At 33.8% G+C, this 16,015-nt stretch carries 18 protein-coding genes; 10 read left to right on the top strand and 8 right to left on the bottom strand.

Going from position 1 to position 16,015, the window contains the following annotated elements; all coding sequences use genetic code 11:
* The first annotated feature begins 148 nt into the window (after window positions 1-148).
* From AC3WRL_RS17115 to AC3WRL_RS17100, 4 genes are all read left to right on the top strand, one after another.
* A complete protein-coding gene (locus AC3WRL_RS17115) occupies window positions 149-1,126 on the top strand; it encodes an acyl-ACP desaturase (protein WP_214825536.1) in 978 nt (325 codons plus the stop codon).
* 93 nt (window positions 1,127-1,219) lie between these two features.
* Window positions 1,220-1,651, top strand: coding sequence for a BT0820 family HAD-type phosphatase (locus tag AC3WRL_RS17110; RefSeq protein ID WP_214825534.1), 432 nt, complete (start codon window positions 1,220-1,222; stop codon window positions 1,649-1,651).
* A gap of 91 nt (window positions 1,652-1,742) precedes the next feature.
* Complete coding sequence (gene map, locus AC3WRL_RS17105; protein WP_214825533.1) at window positions 1,743-2,552, top strand: type I methionyl aminopeptidase; 810 nt, start codon at window positions 1,743-1,745, stop codon at window positions 2,550-2,552.
* Entirely contained in the window at window positions 2,552-3,319 is a 768-nt protein-coding gene (locus AC3WRL_RS17100) for a class I SAM-dependent methyltransferase (protein WP_214825532.1), read from the top strand. Before map ends, AC3WRL_RS17100 begins: the two co-directional genes overlap by 1 nt.
* Window positions 3,320-3,372: 53 nt before the next feature.
* Here the strand turns inward: AC3WRL_RS17100 and AC3WRL_RS17095 are convergent, their stop codons facing one another.
* On the bottom strand, window positions 3,373-3,699 hold the full coding sequence (locus tag AC3WRL_RS17095; protein WP_214825531.1) for a DMT family transporter: 327 nt from the start codon (window positions 3,697-3,699) through the stop codon (window positions 3,373-3,375).
* A 138-nt stretch (window positions 3,700-3,837) separates the two neighbouring features.
* Window positions 3,838-4,401 (bottom strand): Crp/Fnr family transcriptional regulator, encoded by a 564-nt coding sequence (locus AC3WRL_RS17090; protein WP_214825530.1) that lies wholly within the window; start codon window positions 4,399-4,401, stop codon window positions 3,838-3,840.
* Window positions 4,402-4,716: 315 nt separating this feature from the next.
* On the opposite strand from AC3WRL_RS17090, the gene AC3WRL_RS17085 reads away from it, so the two are divergent.
* The 4 genes from AC3WRL_RS17085 (at window position 4,717) to AC3WRL_RS17070 (ending at window position 8,106) form a co-directional block, all read left to right on the top strand.
* On the top strand, window positions 4,717-5,733 hold the full coding sequence (locus AC3WRL_RS17085; RefSeq protein WP_251040460.1) for a LacI family DNA-binding transcriptional regulator: 1,017 nt from the start codon (window positions 4,717-4,719) through the stop codon (window positions 5,731-5,733).
* A gap of 31 nt (window positions 5,734-5,764) precedes the next feature.
* Window positions 5,765-6,661, top strand: a complete 897-nt coding sequence (locus AC3WRL_RS17080) for a carbohydrate kinase family protein (RefSeq protein ID WP_492330822.1) — start codon at window positions 5,765-5,767, stop codon at window positions 6,659-6,661.
* Window positions 6,662-6,735: 74 nt separating this feature from the next.
* Window positions 6,736-7,611, top strand: coding sequence for a GTPase Era (gene era / locus AC3WRL_RS17075; protein WP_214825528.1), 876 nt, complete (start codon window positions 6,736-6,738; stop codon window positions 7,609-7,611).
* Between the two features lie 66 nt (window positions 7,612-7,677).
* Entirely contained in the window at window positions 7,678-8,106 is a 429-nt protein-coding gene (locus AC3WRL_RS17070) for a DoxX family protein (RefSeq protein ID WP_214825526.1), read from the top strand.
* A gap of 59 nt (window positions 8,107-8,165) precedes the next feature.
* Here the strand turns inward: AC3WRL_RS17070 and AC3WRL_RS17065 are convergent, their stop codons facing one another.
* Both AC3WRL_RS17065 and AC3WRL_RS17060 read right to left on the bottom strand, forming a co-directional pair.
* Window positions 8,166-8,327, bottom strand: coding sequence for a bacteriocin-like protein (locus AC3WRL_RS17065; RefSeq protein ID WP_492330821.1), 162 nt, complete (start codon window positions 8,325-8,327; stop codon window positions 8,166-8,168).
* A gap of 151 nt (window positions 8,328-8,478) precedes the next feature.
* On the bottom strand, window positions 8,479-8,637 hold the full coding sequence (locus AC3WRL_RS17060) for a bacteriocin-like protein (protein WP_492330820.1): 159 nt from the start codon (window positions 8,635-8,637) through the stop codon (window positions 8,479-8,481).
* Between the two features lie 119 nt (window positions 8,638-8,756).
* Between AC3WRL_RS17060 and AC3WRL_RS17055 the strand changes: the two genes are divergently transcribed.
* A complete protein-coding gene (locus AC3WRL_RS17055) occupies window positions 8,757-11,159 on the top strand; it encodes an alpha/beta hydrolase family protein (RefSeq protein ID WP_492330819.1) in 2,403 nt (800 codons plus the stop codon).
* 131 nt (window positions 11,160-11,290) lie between these two features.
* On the opposite strand, the gene AC3WRL_RS17050 is transcribed toward AC3WRL_RS17055, so the two are convergent.
* Complete coding sequence (locus AC3WRL_RS17050; RefSeq protein WP_492330818.1) at window positions 11,291-11,986, bottom strand: HAD family hydrolase; 696 nt, start codon at window positions 11,984-11,986, stop codon at window positions 11,291-11,293.
* A 76-nt stretch (window positions 11,987-12,062) separates the two neighbouring features.
* On the opposite strand from AC3WRL_RS17050, the gene AC3WRL_RS17045 reads away from it, so the two are divergent.
* Entirely contained in the window at window positions 12,063-12,632 is a 570-nt protein-coding gene (locus tag AC3WRL_RS17045; protein WP_492330817.1) for a Crp/Fnr family transcriptional regulator, read from the top strand.
* Window positions 12,633-12,660: 28 nt separating this feature from the next.
* Here the strand turns inward: AC3WRL_RS17045 and AC3WRL_RS17040 are convergent, their stop codons facing one another.
* The 3 genes from AC3WRL_RS17040 to AC3WRL_RS17030 all read right to left on the bottom strand — a co-directional run bounded on the left by AC3WRL_RS17040 (window position 12,661) and on the right by AC3WRL_RS17030 (window position 15,994).
* Window positions 12,661-14,022 (bottom strand): MATE family efflux transporter, encoded by a 1,362-nt coding sequence (locus tag AC3WRL_RS17040; RefSeq protein ID WP_214825510.1) that lies wholly within the window; start codon window positions 14,020-14,022, stop codon window positions 12,661-12,663.
* A gap of 71 nt (window positions 14,023-14,093) precedes the next feature.
* On the bottom strand, window positions 14,094-15,278 hold the full coding sequence (locus AC3WRL_RS17035; protein ID WP_214825508.1) for a sigma-54-dependent transcriptional regulator: 1,185 nt from the start codon (window positions 15,276-15,278) through the stop codon (window positions 14,094-14,096).
* 56 nt (window positions 15,279-15,334) lie between these two features.
* Complete coding sequence (locus tag AC3WRL_RS17030) at window positions 15,335-15,994, bottom strand: YggS family pyridoxal phosphate-dependent enzyme (protein WP_214825506.1); 660 nt, start codon at window positions 15,992-15,994, stop codon at window positions 15,335-15,337.
* Window positions 15,995-16,015: the final 21 nt, after the last annotated feature.

Raw genomic sequence — 16,015 nt, 5'->3', positions numbered from 1 at the left:
ATAAAAAAATAAAAGTGTCGTTATACTGATAATGGCATTTTTTATGATATATGTCATGCATATTATGAGAGGCATATGTTATTATGCGCTAAATAATAAATAAATCATATCTTTGTATATTAAATTATAATAAATCTAAATAACGGAAATGTATCAAACGCTGGTAAGGAAAGAAGTAATGGGTATCTTGGAAAAGGAAGTAAGTTCTTTTCTGGAAAAATTTTTGACGCCAATTGAAAAAATATGGCAGCCCTCAGATTACCTTCCAGATCCATCAAGTGCAGATTTTAAATATGATTTAGAAGAAATTCAGACCTTTGCCCGCGAAATGCCTTATGATCTTTTTGTTACTCTTATTGGTGACTGTATCACAGAAGAGGCATTGCCATCTTACGAATCATGGTTAATGGGGGTAGACGGAATAAATCAGGAAGAAAAAGTAGGTTGGGCCAATTGGGTGAGATCTTGGACAGGAGAGGAAAACAGACATGGTGACTTATTGAACAAATATCTTTATTTGTGTGGTAGAGTAAACATGAGAGAAGTTGAAATCACTACCCAATATCTGATCAGTGATGGTTTTGACTTGGGGACAAGTATGGATCCTTACAGAAACTTTGTGTATACAAGCTTTCAGGAAACTGCTACTAATATTTCTCATAGAAGAGTAGGAACTTTAGCAAAGCAATCCGGAAACGGGAAATTGGCTAAAATGTGTGGTGTGATTGCCGCTGATGAAGCCAGACATGCTAAAGCATATAAACATTTTGTTGCTAAAATTCTAGAATTAGATCCTTCAGAAATGATCCTGGCATTTGAAGATATGATGCGTAAAAAAATTGTAATGCCTGCCCATTTAATGAGACAGTCAGGACAAAAAGCTGGCGAGCTTTGGGGACATTTCTCAGATGCAGCTCAAAGATGTATGGTATATACCGGTCAGGATTATATCAATATCATGAAAGAATTATTGGATGAATGGAAGATAGAACATATTAAAGGGCTTACTGAAAAAGCTGAAAAAGCTCAGGAATATCTTATGAAACTTCCTTCCAGACTACAAAAAATTACAGATAGAGTATCCACTCCAGACTTACAATTTCAATTCAGTTGGGTGAAAAGTTAGGAAAAGGATACATAAAATTATAAAGTAAGAGTGCCAAGTGTTTTTTGGCACTCTTTTTATTTCTTATCTTTGCACTGCTAAAAACGCAAAAAAATGTTAAACAATAAAAAAATTGCTGTAGATTTCGACGGAACAATTGTTGACGATGCCTATCCCGGAATTGGTAAGGCAAAGATCTTCGCTTTTGAAACATTAAGAAAACTTCAGTCTGAAGGCTACAGATTAATTCTTTGGACATACAGACACGGAAAAACATTAGATGAAGCGGTAGAATTCTGCAAAAAAAACGGAATAGAGTTTTATTCCGTTAATGGCAGCTTCGAAGGAGAGGTTTTTGACCCTGAAACACAATCTCGAAAAATAGATGCCGATTGGTTTATTGATGATAGAAATCTAGGCGGTTTTCCAGGTTGGGGAGAGATCTATAATATTATCAATGAAAGAATAGAATTCCGTGTTGAAGGCAAAGAAGTTTTAGCATATTCTAAACTTAAAAAAGATAAGAAAAAAGGATTATTCTGGTAAGAAAAATCTAACAATATAACAATGTAGCAGTTTACCAATTTTAATATTTGTATTGTTACATTGCTAAATTCATAAATTGTTACATTAGAACATGATTCAATTAAAAACAATAGACGAACTTCGTCTCATGAAACAGAGTGCTCAGTTGGTTTCAAAAACATTAGGAATGTTAGCGAAAGAAATCAAACCGGGAATTACTACTTTGTATTTAGATAAATTAGCGCATGATTTTATTAAAGACCATGGTGGTGAACCTGCATTCTTAGGATATGGAGGTTTTCCAAATTCATTATGTATTTCTCCAAATGAACAGGTAGTACATGGTTTTCCCAATAATGATATTATTAAAGAAGGCGACGTACTTTCTGTAGATTGTGGAGCTATTTTAAATGGCTTTGTAGGGGATCATGCCTATACATTTGAAATCGGAGAAGTAAAGCCTGAGATCAAAAAACTATTGCAGATTACCAAAGAATCTCTTTATAAAGGAATTGAACAATGTGTGAGAGGAAAGAGAATAGGAGACATTTCTCATGCAATTCAGGCTCATTGTGAAAAAGAAGGTTATGGAGTAGTAAGAGAGCTCGTAGGACATGGATTAGGAAGAAAAATGCATGAAGACCCTCAAGTACCTAACTATGGGAGACAGGGAAGTGGAAAAGTCATTAAAGATGGTTTAGCGCTTGCCATTGAACCTATGGTAAATCTGGGAACTGAAAAAGTGAAGTTCCATAATGATGGCTGGACCGTAACAACTTTAGATAATCAGCCTTCAGCACATTTTGAGCATGATGTAGCGGTAATTAATGGAAAACCTGTATTGCTTTCTACCTTCAAATATGTATATGAAGCTTTAGGTATTCAAAGTGATGAGGAAAAGCCTTTCCAAATGGATTTTTAATGAAAAAAGTAACCAAGCTTTTACTGAATACAATTCCGCGTCCGATGCTTATTACGATGAGTATCTGGGCGAGACCTCTTATCTATCAGTTTTTTAAGGGCGATGAATTTTTCGATCCTATTGATGGAAAATCATATCGTAAATTTCTTCCCTATGGCTATGGGAAGCAAAGAGAAAATGCTTTGTCCCCGGGAACCTTAAGCCTGGAAAGACACCGTCAGATGTGGCTGTATCTTCAAAATGAAACTGATTTTTTTATTAAAAATTATAAAGTTTTACATATCGCTCCAGAGCAGGAGTTTCTGAGGAAATTCAAGAGAATGAGAAATCTTGATTATATTTCTGCAGATCTTTTTTCCCCTATTGTAGATGTAAAAGCAGATATTCTTGATCTTCCTTTTGCTGACGAAAGTTTCGATATCGTTTTCTGTAACCATGTTTTGGAACATATTGAGGATGATGCCAAAGCCATAAGCGAGCTTTATAGGGTAATGCGACCTGGCGGATGGGGAATTTTTCAGGTTCCTATGAAAAATTCATTAGAGAAAACCTATGAAGATTTTTCTATTAAAGATCCTAAAGAACGTCAAAAACATTTCGGTCAGTATGATCATGTTCGTTGGTATGGAATGGATTATTTTAATCGGCTAAGAAAAGCTGGTTTTGAAATAGAACCTAATTTCTATTCGCAAAACTTCTCAGAAGAAGAAATAAGAAAATTCGGTTTAAGGCATAATGAGATCTTACCGGTTGTTTTTAAAAAATGAATAAAAAAATGTCTTCAGAACCTGAAGACATTTTTTATGATAAGATGTATACTTTAGTGAGAAGCAGCTTTTAACCCTATGATAGAACCAATAAGGGTAGAGATGAAGAAAATTCTCCAAAAGGTTACAGGATCTTTAAAAAAGAGCATACCCATTAAAGCGGTACCTACAGCACCAATCCCCGTCCATACGGCATAAGCTGTTCCTATCGGTAATGTTTGTGTAGCTTTGATCAGTAATAACATACTGATGGTCATCGTAACCAAAAAGCCCGCAAACCAATAATACATTTCTGATCCTGTTGTTTCTTTTGCTTTTCCTAAACAAGATGCAAAAGCAACTTCAAACAATCCTGCGATAATTAAAATAATCCAGTTCATTTTTATTTTTTTTCTCTTGCAAAGTTCCGCATTTATGAGGAATAAAAATTTTACAAATGTTAAAAAATAAGTTTTTCTTCTTTTAGGCTATATTGATAATCAATAAAGATTTTTTCTAATTAGAAATCTTACAAATTATTATCTGATCTCAGCTCTGATTCTACTCAAGCTTACCTGTGTAATTCCTAAATAAGAAGCAATATGTCCCAACTGAACCCTCTTCAAAAGATTAGGTTTGTCACGCATTAAGTCTTTATAGCGCTCAGTAGATGTTTTAAATTGTCTGGAGATAATTAATTCTTCTGTTTTTACAAGCTCTCTTTCTGCAAATTTCCGTCCCCAATTGGCAATATAAATATCCTCATTGAATAGCTTTCTCAGATTTTCAGTAGCCAACTGGTAAAGTTCGCAATCCTCCAACAATTCAATGCTTTCATAGCCTGGTTTATTTTCTACGTAGCTTTTCATAGAAATTACCGTTTCACCTTCGCTACCAAACCAAAATGTAATATCATTATCTTCCGTAGAAGCGTAGGCGCGAACAATTCCTCTTTTTATAAAGTACACATAAGGAATAATCTTATTTGCTTCCATGAGGCAAAAGCACTTTGGATAAGAAACTTCTGTAATATACATTTTCAAATTTTCCTTTGAAGCTGCAGGAAGGGGAAGTATACTATCAATAATTTCGTCTATGGTCATGAGGGTAAATTGTGATGGGTCAAAATTATCTGTTTTTCATGATTAATTAAAAAATATGAGAACTAATTTTATTTTATAACTAGTAAAGAATCTGAAAAATTACCGAAAATAAGTCAAAATAGAAAGGAGATGAAATGGATTTTAGCAAAGTATTACTCAAATGAAATAGAAGTTATGTGTTTTTAATTGATTTATTTTCAGTTGTTTAAGTTGCTGATTGGTGTCCTTTTTAAAAAGTTGCGAAACTACAATAATTTTATAAAAAAATTATGCTATTTATTATACATTTTTTTATATTTTATGAAATACTTTTGTATGTCAATCAATAAAATGAAAAGAGCTTCCATAAAAGATATTGCAAGAATTGCCGGTGTTTCCGTAGCAACAGTTTCATATGTATTAAATAGAAAGGAAGGAAGCAGGATCAGTGAAGCTACAAAAATTAAGATTCTCGAAGTAGCAAAAGAAATTAATTATGCTCCAAATAAGATTGCCAGAAGTCTTAAAATGAGCAATAGTAAACTTATAGGCTTGATTGTTCCTGATATTTCAAACGATTTCTTTTCTAATATCGCAAGATGGATAGAAAATGAAGCCATGAAGTTAGGTTACACGATACTTATTGGGAGTTCTGACGAAAATCCAGATAAATTCAGACAGCTTACAGAACTTTTTTCTGAACAGCAGGTTGATGGAATGATTGTAGTTCCAGTTGTTGGCTCAGATGATGCGATCAAAAAACTTTTGAATAATGAATACCCCGTTGTTAGTGTCGATTATTACCTTGAAAATGTTAATCTTCCTGCAGTAACACTGAATAATTTTGAAATCTCTGAAATTATAGTCGATTATCTTATTGATCATAATTTCGAGGAATTAATTTATGTAGGTTATAACACAAAATTGCCTCATTTACTTGACAGGCAACGTGGTTTTGAGCGAAAGGTTCGTGAAAGAGGTATTATAGCAAAAAAAGTTTTAGTGGATATGAAAGATGTTACACCTAAAGTTCATACCGAGCTTAAGAAGCAACTTAAAATTACTTCTAAAAAGACCGCCTTGTATTTTTTAAATAATAAAATTGGAATTGCCGGATTAAATTATCTGGTTAGAAATAAGATAAAGGTTCCTGAGGATGTTTCTGTAATCGCATTTGATGAAACAGATGCCTACACTTTATTTCCCACGGAAGTTACCTACATTAGACAGCCTTTGGAAGAAATGGCTGTTATTGCTTTAAAACTTCTTGATGATCAGATTAAAAACTTTTCCGAAAAGGGAACAAGAATAGTCTGTTCTGGTGAATTGATCAAAATGAAATCTGTAAAGTAAAATTTTATAAATAATTTAAACGTTTAACCATATGATACAAGACAATCAATACGTGGTATGTTTCGGAGAAGTCCTCTGGGACCTATTTCCTCAGGGAGCAAGAGCAGGGGGAGCACCATTTAATGTTGCCTATAATGTTTATAAAATGGGAGTAAATGTTAAAGTACTCAGTAGAATAGGAAGTGATGAGCTTGGAGATAAGCTTATTGATCAGATTAAAAATTGGGGAATTACCACCGATTATATTCAGGTTGATGATCAAAAACCTACGAGTACCGTTATTGCTACTATTGATGAAGATAATGAAGCCAGCTACGAAATTATTAATGATGTAGCCTGGGATTATATAGAATTTCTACCCAAATTAGCTGAGTTAGTTTCTAATGCCGATGCATTTATTTTTGGAAGCTTAGCTGCAAGGAATGAAAAAACAAGGAAAACACTCCTTAAGCTTTTGGAGTATGCAAAACTTAAAATTTTTGATGTCAATTTCAGACCTCCATTTGTGGATGTTGACCTTATTACAGAACTTTTATATCATGCAGATATCGTGAAGATGAATAAAGCCGAGATGAGACAGATCCTCGATTTCCTTGATGTAGAATATGTGAATGAGGATCAAAGTGCGGCCTTTATTCAGGATCACTTTAAGATAAAGGAAATTGTTCTGACTAAAGGTAGTAAAGGAGCAAGGTATTTTGTAGAAAATGAAAGCTATGACTGCCCGGCAGTTCCTATCACAATTGCAGATACTGTAGGAAGTGGAGATTCTTTTCTTGCAGGTTTTATTTCTAAAAGAATTCAACTCGAAGCACCTTATAAAATAATGAAAGAGGCTATTGCTCTGGGAGCTTTTATAACTTCAAAACCGGGAGCTTGTCCTGATTATGAATATGAGGAATTTCAAAAATTCAGAGACCAGTACTAAAGATCTAAATCTTTAAAATTAATCCTAAAGACCGGTTTTCTTTTAGTAACTTTGCAATCCGTAATATAATTTTTATGCACAAATCAGGATTTGTAAATATAGTTGGAAAACCTAATGCTGGAAAATCGACCTTGCTGAACCAATTGATGGGCGAGAAGTTGGCGATCGTAACGCAGAAGGCACAAACAACACGTCACAGAATTTTTGGAATTTATAATGAAGAGGACTTACAGATCGTATTTTCTGATACACCGGGAGTATTAGACCCAAAATACGGGTTACAGGAAAAAATGATGGATTTTGTAAAGGACTCTTTACAGGATGCTGATGTCTTTTTATTCATTGTGGATGTTACAGATAAAGCTGAACCTTCAGAATTTTTAATTGAAAAGCTGAATAAAATTCCTGTTCCTGTTTTACTTTTATTAAATAAAGTAGATCAGACCAATCAGGAGGGACTTGAAAAATTGGTAGAAGAATGGCATAATAGGATTCCTAAAGCTGAAATTTTACCTATTTCTGCACTGAATGCATTTAATACAGATGTTATTCTGCCTAAGCTTAAATCGATGTTGCCGGAGAACCCACCTTATTACGATAAGGATCAATATACAGATAAGCCGGAAAGATTTTTTGTAAATGAGGCAATTCGTGAAAAAATCCTTCTGAACTATGATAAAGAAATTCCTTATTCAGTAGAAGTTGTTACCGAACAATTTAAAGAAAAGGAGGGAATCATTTTTATAGATTCTATTATTTATGTAGAAAGAGATACCCAAAAGGGAATTATTATTGGCCATAAAGGGGAAGCAATTAAAAAAGTAGGAACAGAGGCAAGGATAGATCTGGAGAAATTTTTCTCAAAAAAAATTCACCTTAATTTATTCGTAAAGGTGAAAAAAGACTGGCGTAAAAACGACCGGGATCTGAAGAATTTCGGATACAGATAAACTAAAATGTCAATAATCATCGTTGTATAGAAAGATTTTATTATCTTTAAACTAAATTTTTCATACATGAATTATAGTAACTCAAATTCTAATCCTATATTTAGAGATATTATACTGTTAATTGTGAGAGTTTTTATTGGATTTTCCATGCTTTCTCACGGATTTCCCAAGCTTCAGATGTTACTGGAAGGAGGGAAGATCGAGTTTTATGATTTCCTGGGGCTGGGTCCACAGATATCTTTAATTCTTACTATCGTAGCAGAGTTTGTATGTTCTATACTTTTGATTTTGGGATTGTTTACCAGAGTAGCTTTAGGCTTTCTCATATTTACAATGGCTATTGCTGCCTTTGTAGTTCATGGTGCAGATCCTTTTGAGAAACGAGAATTGGCTTTCATTTATTTATCTGCATATCTTCTGTTAATGTGCTTTGGAGCAGGAAGATTTTCGATAGATCATATGATTGAAAAAAGAAAAAGAGCTTCAGATTGGTAAAAAGATCTAAAAAAATATAATAAAAAAGAGCATTAGATTAATGCTCTTTTTTATTTCTGTTAAGGTCTGCAAGGAAGTGTTGATGGTATGCAATCCCAAATTGGAGAACCATTTTCATCTCTTCCCGTAACACAAGCTCTATAACCTGATTCACACAAAAGGGCATTTCCTCCATTAACAGTCTTAAGGTCTTTCTTTGATAATTTGCGTAAATTTTTCATACTTTTTTGATTTAATTTGAATCACTAATGTAATATTTATTTTATTATATCACAAGATTAGGATTAAATGCTATTTAATTGTTCTTAATTTTATAAGCTGAAAATAGATAAAGAAGGGCATTTCAAAAATGAAATGCCCTCTCTTGATTTATTAAGGCTTACATGGTAAAGATGCCCAGACACAGGTCCATTTTGGTGTGTCGTCTTCACCAATTACCATACAGGGCTTGAATCCTTGTGGACATTCCGGAGCACTGCCACCATTAATAGCTTTAAGATCTTTCATTGATAACTTTCGTAAATTTTTCATAGTACTTTGATTTAATTTGAAAAACTAAAATACTATTTAATTGAATAACCAGCACGAATAGCACGGATAATTTTTCCTTATATAACTTCAATTTACTAAATTCGTGAAAAATGTATAAAATGAAGATAAAGTTAACTATCTGCCTTTTGGCGTTTCTTAATTTCTACGAAGCTCAGGAAAATGTTACTTACCAAAAACCATCTGCAGAAATTCTTAAGCTTGCAGATTATGAAAGACCTCCAAGTGTTTTGATGAACAGTAAAAAAGATTGGGTGGTATTTACCTATCGACCGACTTATAAAACATTGGAAGATCTTGGGCAACAGGAAATGAAATTAGGTGGTTTAAGAATCAATCCTGTTACTAATATTTCAAGTTCAGTAACCTATTCAAATAATCTTAAGGTTAGAAAGATAAATGATAAAAATGAAGTTCAGGTAAAAGGGTTACCGACTAATCCTAAAATTACCAATACCTCTTTTTCTCCAGACGAAAAGAAACTGGCTTTCACGAATACTACAAGTAAAGGAGTAGAACTTTGGATTGTAGATCTTGAAACTGCAACTGCCAAAAAGATTACAGATGATAATCTTAATGCTAACCTTGGTAGTCCATATATCTGGTACAAAGATTCTCAGAATTTATTAATAAAAATACTTCCACAAAACAGGCCTGCATTAATAGATTCGAGCAAAGATCTGCCAACGGGTCCTATTGTATCTACAGCTGATGGAAAAGTTTCTCAAAACAGAACCTATCAGGATCTTCTTAAAAACCCTCAGGATGAAAAGAACTTTGAAATTCTTACAGCTGCAGATATTTATAATGTAGACCTTAGTGGGAATCTCAAGAAAATAAAGGATCAGGATATGTATTCTGGTTTAAGCTTTTCACCCGACGGTAATTATTTAATGGCAACCACTATTAAAAAACCATTCTCATACATTGTCCCTTTAAATAGATTTCCAATGACGACAACTGTTTACGATGCTAAATGGAATGTAGTGAAAGTGGTAAATGAAGTTCCATTAAACGAAATCATGCCTAAAGGTTTTGCATCCGTAAGAACAGGAAAAAGAGATATGGGCTGGAGAAGTGATATGCCTGCAACCTTGGTTTATGCTGAAGCTTTGGATGGTGGGGATCAATCTAAATCAGCAGAATACAGAGACGAAGTTTTTACCTGGGAAGCACCATTTAATACCACTGCAAAATCTTTCTTTAAAACAAAACAAAGATATGAAGGTACAAGTTGGACGAACGATCATTATGCTATTGTTTCAGAAGATTGGTATGATACCAGAAATACAAAATCTTTCTTAGTTGATTTAAACAACGGTGAATCGAAAGTTATTGATGACAGAAATTATCAGGATGTTTATAGTGATCCAGGGAATTTTAATACGACAAAAAATCAATTTGGAAGAACAGTTCTCGATATGAAAGGAGGGAAAGCTTATCTTATCGGGGATGGCTTTACAAAAGATGGACAACATCCTTTTATTGATGAAATGGATATGAAAACTTTAAAAAAGAAAAGACTATATACTTCGAATTTAAAGAATGCCAAAGAGGATATAATAGATATTCTTAATCCTGCAAAAGGAGAGGTTCTTACTATTCAGCAGTCTGCAAGTCAGTATCCGAATTATTTTAAGAAAAATATTAAATCTAATAAATCAGAGCCCGTAACTAATTTTGCTAATCCTTTTGAAAGTATAAAAGATGTGTATAAAGAAGTAATTACATACAAAAGAAATGATGGGGTAACATTAACAGGAACTCTTTATTTACCGGCTAATTATGATAGAAAAGCAAAGAACGAAAAACTTCCATTGCTGATCTGGGCATATCCGACGGAATACAAAGACAAGAATACGGCAGGGCAAAATACGCAGAATCCTAATGATTTTACTTTCCCTTATTATGGGTCTTTTGTGTATTGGACAACAAAAGGATATGCAGTTCTTGATGATGCAGCTTTCCCAATCATCGGAGAAGGAAAAACTGAACCTAATGATACTTTTATTCCACAATTAGTTGCCAATGCTGAAGCAGCGATTAATGCTGTAGACCAGTTGGGTTATATTGACAGAAAGAAAGTGGCTGTTGGAGGACATTCTTATGGGGCTTTTATGACGGCAAATCTTTTAACACACTCTAAACTATTCGCTTGCGGAATTGCAAGAAGTGGTGCATATAACAGAACTTTAACGCCTTTTGGTTTCCAGAGTGAACAAAGAAATTATTGGGACGTTCCGGAAATTTACAACACGATGTCTCCATTCATGAATGCTGATAAAATGAAAACCCCATTACTTTTAATTCATGGTGATGCAGATAACAATCCAGGAACTTTTACTTTACAGACAGAAAGATATTTCCAGGCTTTAAAAAATCTTGGTGCACCTGTAAAAATGGTTCTTTTACCTAAAGAAGCTCACGGTTATGTAGCTAAAGAAAATATACTTCACCTTTTATGGGAACAAGATCAGTTCTTAGAAAAATGTTTGAAGAAATAAATTGAGAAACTCGTCCTTTTGGGCGAGTTTTTTCTTTGAATGCTGTCATTCAGAATACAAAAGATTTCTCACTTCATTACATTGCGTTCGAAATGACAATATTTTTAACTTTCATACAGAGTTTAAATATTTTACTGAACCAAATATTTCAATACTTCATCAATATTTTCCAACTCAATAAACCTTTCATGTTTCAACTGATGTTCATGCTGCTCATGTGCCCAGGTCGTATGAAATGGGATATGAGCTGCAAATCCACCAATTTCCAATACAGGTAAAATATCAGATTTTATGGAATTGCCTAACATCATAAAATTCTCAGGTTTACAGTCTAAATGCTTCAGAAGCTTTGTATAATCAGTATTTTGTTTATCACTCATGATCTCTATATGATGGAAATAATTCTCTAATCCTGATTTTTTAAGCTTACGCTCCTGATCCAGCAGATCACCTTTGGTTGCCATAACCAATCTGTATTTTCCTTTCAGATCTTCTAATGTTTCTGTGACTCCATCTAAAAGCTGAACAGGTTGTTGTAATAATTCGTGGCCAAGATCAATTGCTTTGTTTATTAATTGCATGGAAGCCGTTTCATTAGAAACCCTACAGATGGTTTCGATCATACAGAGCATAAAACCTTTTATCCCATAACCATAAAGATGCAGATTTTGCATTTCTGTTTTAAACAATTCCTGCGATACCGAATGTCGTGGAAGATAATCTTCAAGAAGTACACAGAATTCCTTTTCAGCTTCCTGAAAATAGGGTTCATTCACCCAAAGGGTATCGTCTGCGTCAAATGCTATTGTTGTAATATGATTTTTCATTTTATTTTGTACATTTCTCTGTGCAAAAATCAGAATAAATTATATAAAAGCAAAGGACATTTGTCCCGAATGGAATATGTTAAGAACCAATGAAACTTTTTTGAGCTATTTAGAACAACTTTACAGTAAGCAGGAACGTAAAGAAGATATCGTGATCAGATCATTTTCAAAAGGCACAAGGATATTTGTACAAAATGAAAAATCCCCGAAAGTAATGCTTATTAATGATGGTGTTACCAAATGCTATTTTGAAGAAGAAAATAATAAAGAGTATATTATGGAGTTTCTTGGGAAAGGTGAAATTATTGGTGAAATTGAATTCATTAAAAATATTAATTGCCTGTGTACTATTGAAGCAGTGACGGAAGTATCTGTCTATGCGATTTCTGTTCCTTATTTCAGAACATTAGTTGAAAATGATATAGCATTAAATAATTTATTATTAAATGCCTTTGCTGAGCGTATCATTAATACTTCTGCCAGGGCATCTTATCAACAACTTCATACCACTGAACACAGCTTAGCGAAACTATTGGAATTACAATCCAAACAAGAAATTGAAATTTCAAAAGAAGACATGGCAGCTTATTTAGGAGTTACAATAAGAAGTTTAAATAGAGCTTTGAAAAGGTTAAATAAAAAATAAAAAAGCGGCCTGTAAAGACCGCTTTCTATTATATATTCTGTTTTATTTTCTTAGCCGACATATTTAAAAATCTTTTTACAAGGAAGACCGCAGAGATCGTTAATCCCAATCCTAAGGCAATCCACATTCCAAAAGCGCCCATTTCTAATGTGACACAAAAGAAATACCCGAGTGGGATTGTAATTACCCAATAGGCTATAAAAGTATAAATAGAAGGGATTTTAACGTCCTGTATACCTCTCAGCATTCCCAAAGCTGTTACCTGGATTCCATCTGATAACTGAAACAGAGCAGCGATGATCATTAGTTTTGAAGCTAATGTAATTACTTCGATCTCTTCTTTTTTAGTGAAGAATGTAGGAAGGATATTTCTACCCAAAATAAATACAACTCCACAAATACACATGAAGATAAACGCAATTTTCAAGTTGTTTATTCCAACTTTTCTAAGTTCAACATAATTTTGCTCACCCATTTTTCTTCCGATCATTACAGTTGATGCAACACTAAATCCTACACAGAGGTTAAAGGTAAATGAAGCCATACTGAGAGCAATCTGGTGTGAGGCAATATCATGAGCAGAAATTAATCCACAGATAAAAGCAGCACCGGCAAAAGCAGTTACTTCAAAGAACATCTGTAAAGCGGTAGGTAATCCTAATCTTACCATTTTATCAAACATATTTTTAGAAAATACCTGGATCTTCAAGGAAAAATCTTTGATATAGCGTCTCGTTCTTTCTTCTTTTAGTAAAACGAAATATAAGAATACCACCATAAAAATTCTCGCAATTAAACTAGCCAATGCAGATCCTTTTACCCCCATTGGAGGGAATCCAAAAAGTCCCTTGATGAAAACGTAGTTTAAAACGATATTAATAACATTGGCAATAATGGTCGCTTTCGTAACTCCAATGGTGTAAGATAAGCCCTCAGAAACCTCTCTGAGGGTCTGAAATGCCATGAAAGGGATCATGCTTATCGCCATGATGCCTAAAAAGTCTACCGTATCAGGAACGATCTTAGCCGGTTGACCGGAATGATAGAGTAGAGGCAATCCTAATAATAAAATTCCCATTAAAATTATCCCCACGGTCATATTAATAACAAATCCGTGACTGAAAACAGAATTAATGGTTTTATGGTCATGTCTCGAGTGCGCCTCTGAAACCAAAGGTGGAATAGCAAAGGAAAATCCCAGTGCCAATACGAACATAGAGAAAAATACAGCATTCCCTAAAGACACTGAAGCTAAGGCATCTGCACCCAGTAATTTTCCAACAATAATATTATCAAATAAGTTTACAGAAACTTGTCCTACCTGCGTTAGCATTACGGGTAGTGCCAATGTAAGGCATTCTTTAGTATAGTTTTTATTTAAAAAGCTCATAGTTTTAACAAAAAAAAATTTGCAGTGTGAATACTGCAAATTTTTTATAATTTATTTAGGTTATAATTAAATTATTTTCTTACAAAATTTGCGACATCCTCTTTGGAAACAGTGCTTCCACCAAGGATAATTAATCTTTCAACAACATTTCTCAACTCTCTGATATTTCCAGTCCATGAAAGGGCTTTAAGCGCTTCAATAGCATCATCATCAAATTTTTTCACCGCTGTACCATGTTCATCGGAGATCAGTCCTGAAAAATGGTCCACTAATAATTTGATATCTTCTTTTCTATCATCCAATGGGGGAACATAAATTTCAATTACAGAAAGCCTGTGGTAAAGATCTTCTCTAAATTTTCCTTCCTCAATTTCTTTCTGCATATTTTTGTTGGTTGCTGCAAGTACCCTTACATCAACCTTAATTTCTTTATCGCTTCCTACAGGAGAAACTTTGCTTTCCTGAAGGGCTCTTAATACTTTAGCCTGGGCAATAAGACTCATATCTCCGATCTCATCAAGAAAAATAGTACCTCCCGTTGCTTGTTCAAATTTACCCTGCTTATCTTTAATAGCCCCTGTAAATGAACCTTTAACGTGTCCGAAAAGTTCTGATTCAATAAGTTCAGAAGGAATTGCAGCACAGTTCACTTCGATCATAGGTCCTCTTGCACGTTCGCTTTGATTATGGATAGCATGAGCAACCAATTCTTTTCCTGCCCCATTGGGTCCGGTAATTAAAACTCTTGCATCCGAAACAGCAACCTTTCCGATCATATCCTGAATTTTCTGTAAAGCCGGAGACTCACCAATCATTTGGTACTTTTTGTTTACCTTCCTCTTTAGTGTTTTATTTTCGGTCTGAAGATTTTTATTTTCTTTTTTTAAGGTCTCTTTAACCAAAGCATTTTTTACACTTGTAATCAACCTATTGATGTCGATTGGCTTAGAGATGAAGTCATATGCACCATCCTTTAAACAAGATACAGCAGAATCAATGTCTGCATGTCCTGAGATCATAATAAAAGTGGTTTCAGGTTTAAGCAGCAGAGCTTGCTTTAATAGCTCAGTTCCTGAAAGTTTTGGCATTTTTATGTCTGAAATTACCAATGCGAAATCTTCTTTTTCTAAATGTTTATAGCCTTCCAAACCATCTTCGGCTACAACAAATTCGTAATTGGTAAGTTCATCTGAAAGAATACTGTGCAGTACTCCTGAGATTGCTTTTTCGTCTTCTACTATAAGGATTTTTTGCATAGTTGCAAATTTAGATTTTTTGATTGAATTATTAGCAAAAACTATACCTAAATACTTTATTTAGTATAATCTCTTCTTCCGAAAATAGCGGACCCTACTCTTACAGAATTAGCACCGCATTCAATGGCAATAGGGAAATCATCACTCATTCCCATTGATAATGTATCTAGTTTTTTCAATTGATTTAATTCGTTAAAAACATTTTTTAATTTTAAAAATTCCTTTTTTACCTGCTCTTCATCTTCTGTGAAAGTTGCCATTCCCATTAATCCGGTTATTTCAATATTCGAAAAATCACCGTTTATGTATTTTTGAAAAATGTCTTGTGCTTCTGAAATTTCAAAGCCAAATTTACTTTCCTCAACCGCAATTTTTACTTGTAAGAGAACTTTAATTTTACGTTTGTATTTAACTGCTTCTTTATTTATTTCTATTAAAAGTTTCTCAGAATCAACGCTTTGAATGGTGTCGATGAATTCTGCGATATACTTTACCTTATTGGTCTGAAGGTGCCCAATCAGATGCCATTGAATATCTTTTGGCAGGAGAGGGTATTTTTCCATCAGCTCCTGAACTTTGTTTTCTCCAAAAACTTTTTGCCCTAAGCTATAAACCTCCTGAATAGCTGATACAGGATGTGTTTTAGAAACTGCGACCAGCTGAACCTCATTAGGAAGTTGTTTTTTTATGTTATTGTAATTTTCTTTAATATCCATAATTGCAAATTTCTGAATTCT

The sequence above is a fragment of the Chryseobacterium sp. FW101-FHT12H09 genome (genome assembly GCF_058790395.1).
Note: the sequence above shows the minus strand (reverse complement) of the source record. Positions and strands in the feature narration are given on the sequence as shown.